Annotated in this window: 2 protein-coding genes; both read right to left on the bottom strand. The window is 64.9% G+C overall.

Going from position 1 to position 2688, the window contains the following annotated elements:
• Positions 1 to 117 precede the first annotated feature (117 nt).
• On the bottom strand, positions 118 to 534 hold the full coding sequence (gene rbfA, locus BRAO375_RS18790; RefSeq protein WP_009029039.1) for a 30S ribosome-binding factor RbfA: 417 nt from the start codon (positions 532 to 534) through the stop codon (positions 118 to 120).
• Between the two features lie 161 nt (positions 535 to 695).
• A partial coding sequence (infB, locus tag BRAO375_RS18785) for a translation initiation factor IF-2 (RefSeq protein WP_035641079.1) occupies positions 696 to 2688 on the bottom strand: 1993 nt, incomplete at its 5' end.

The raw sequence follows: 2688 nt of genomic DNA, 5'->3' as shown, positions 1-2688 counted from the left end.
TGCGCGGATCATTGTTGTCGCGCGGACGTCCGTCGGCGGCGTGATTTTTTTTGATGGTGACGGCGGTCGTATCGGCGTGGGGCGTATCGACAGTGCCGGTTTCGGGTTGAATGGTCATCAGCTCTCTTCCGAATCCGAATTGAGGTCTCTCTGCACCGCAGGTGTTCTTAGTAATTTCTCGATCCGTTCCGCTTCGTCGAATCGCTCGTCGACGCGGAAGCGGACGTCAGGTGCAAATTTCAGGTTAACGCGCCGCGCGACCTCGCCGCGCAGGAACTTCTTGTTGCGCTCCAGCGCCGCGAGCACGACGTCGGTGTCGCGTCCGCCGAGCGGCATGATGTAGATCGTTGCAAGCTTGAGATCGGGCGACATGCGGACTTCGGGCACCGTAATGATGTGTCCCTCCAGGTCCGGATCGTGCGCGCTACCCTGGCTGAGAATGTCGGCGACAGCGTGACGCACGGTCTCGGCCACCCGCAGCTGGCGCTGCGAGCCGCCGGAAGCGGCGCTTCCCCTCTGGTGTTGGCGAGGCATTGTTTAATATCCAATAGATCGTCACCCGGCGTGAGCACGGGCGGGAAGATCATTCTGATTGAGTTCAACGGCGCTTGGTTAAGTTCAAGAGATGCAGCGATTCCGCATGTGCACGGAATCGCTGCTCACTCGAATGACAGCGCGCTCTGTAGGATTCGGACTTACAGCGAGCGCTGAATGGTCTCCACGCGATAACACTCGATGACGTCGCCGACACGCATGTCGCCGTAGTTCTCGAAGGCCATGCCGCATTCCTGGCCGGCCTGCACTTCCTTCACTTCGTCCTTGAAGCGCTTCAGCGTCGACAGCTTGCCCTCGTGAACCACGACGTTGTCGCGGATCAGGCGGACATTGGCGCCGCGCTCGACGGTGCCGTCGGTGACGCGGCAGCCGGCGACCTTGCCGACCTTGGAGATGTTGAACACCTCCAGGATCTGCGCATTGCCGAGCATGGTCTCGCGCAGCGTCGGCGCAAGCAGACCGCTCATCGCCTTCTTCACGTCATCCACGAGGTCGTAGATGATATTGTAGTAGCGGATCTCGATTCCGTTGCGCTTGGCGAGCGCGGCCGCTTCCTTGTTGGCTCGGACCGAGAAGCCGATGATCGCGGCGTTGAAGCCTTCCGCGAGCGTCACGTCGGATTCGCTGATGCCGCCGACGCCGGCATGCAGGATGCGGGCGGCGACCTCTTCGGTGCCGAGCTTCTCCAGCGAGCCGAGAATGGCTTCCAGCGAGCCCTGCACGTCGGCCTTGATGACCAGCGGGAATTCCTTGCGGCCCGCGGTCTTCAATTGCGACATCATCTGCTCGAGCGAGCCGCGCATGCCGGAGATCGAGGCAGCGGCGTTCTCGCGCTTCTGGTGAGCGCGATAGCTGGTGACCTGGCGTGCACGGGCTTCGTTCTCGACCACGGCGAGACGATCGCCGGCTTCCGGCGGACCGTTGAAGCCGAGCACCTCGACCGGGACCGACGGGCCGGCCTCCTGCAGGGTCTCGCCCTGGTCGGAGATCAGCGCGCGGACGCGGCCCATCTCGGCGCCGGCGACGATGATGTCACCGACGCGAAGCGTGCCGCGCTGGACCAGCACGGTGGCGACCGGACCACGGCCGCGATCGAGCTTGGCTTCGATCACGGTGCCCTCGGCCGGACGATCCGAATTGGTTTTCAGGTCGAGGATGTCGGCCTGCAGCGCGATCATCTCGAGCAGGCGGTCGAGATTGGTCTTGTTCTTGGCGGACACCTCGACGTCGACGACCTCACCACCCAGGGACTCGACCTGCACTTCGTGCTGCAGCAGCTCGGTGCGGACGCGCTCGGGACGGGCGTCGGGCTTGTCGATCTTGTTGATCGCCACGATCATCGGCACCTTCGCCGCCTTGGCGTGGTTGATCGCCTCGATCGTCTGCGGCATCACGCCGTCATCGGCCGCGACCACCAGCACGACGATGTCGGTGACCTTGGCGCCGCGAGCGCGCATCGCGGTGAACGCGGCGTGGCCGGGCGTGTCGATGAAGGTGATCTTCTTGCCGGAATCCGGCGCGGTCACCTGATAGGCACCGATGTGCTGGGTGATGCCGCCGGCTTCGCCGGACACCACGTTGGCGTGGCGCAGCGCGTCGAGCAGCGAGGTCTTGCCGTGGTCGACGTGACCCATGACGGTCACGACCGGCGAGCGCGGCTCGGTGTCGGTGGAATCGTCGACGACGTCGAACAGGCCTTCTTCCACGTCCGAGGCGGCAACGCGCTTGACGGTGTGGCCGAGCTCTTCGGCGATCAGCTGCGCGGTGTCGGCATCGATCACGTCGGTGATCTTGTGCATCGCGCCCTGGCGCATCAGCAGACGGATCACGTCGACGGCACGCTCCGACATGCGGTTGGCGAGCTCCTGGATCGTGATCGCCTCGGGAATCGTCACCTCGCGGATCAGCTTTTCCTTCTGCTCGTTCGCGGCGTGGCCCTTCAGGCGCTGGGTGCGGCGGCGGAACGAGGCGATCGAGCGCTCGCGGACGTCGTCGGCGGTGAGCGCCGTGACGACCGTCAGGCGGCCGCGCTGCTTCTGCGGGCCGGGCTTGTGCGTGGTCTTCGGCGGGGGCGCCGGACGCGCGGCACCACCGGGACCACGGCGAATCTGCCGCGGACCCTCATCCTCGTCG

The organism is Bradyrhizobium sp. ORS 375, from assembly GCF_000239775.1.
In the GTDB taxonomy this organism is placed as follows: Bacteria; Pseudomonadota; Alphaproteobacteria; order Rhizobiales; family Xanthobacteraceae; genus Bradyrhizobium.
This window is presented reverse-complemented; position numbering and strand designations above follow the sequence as displayed.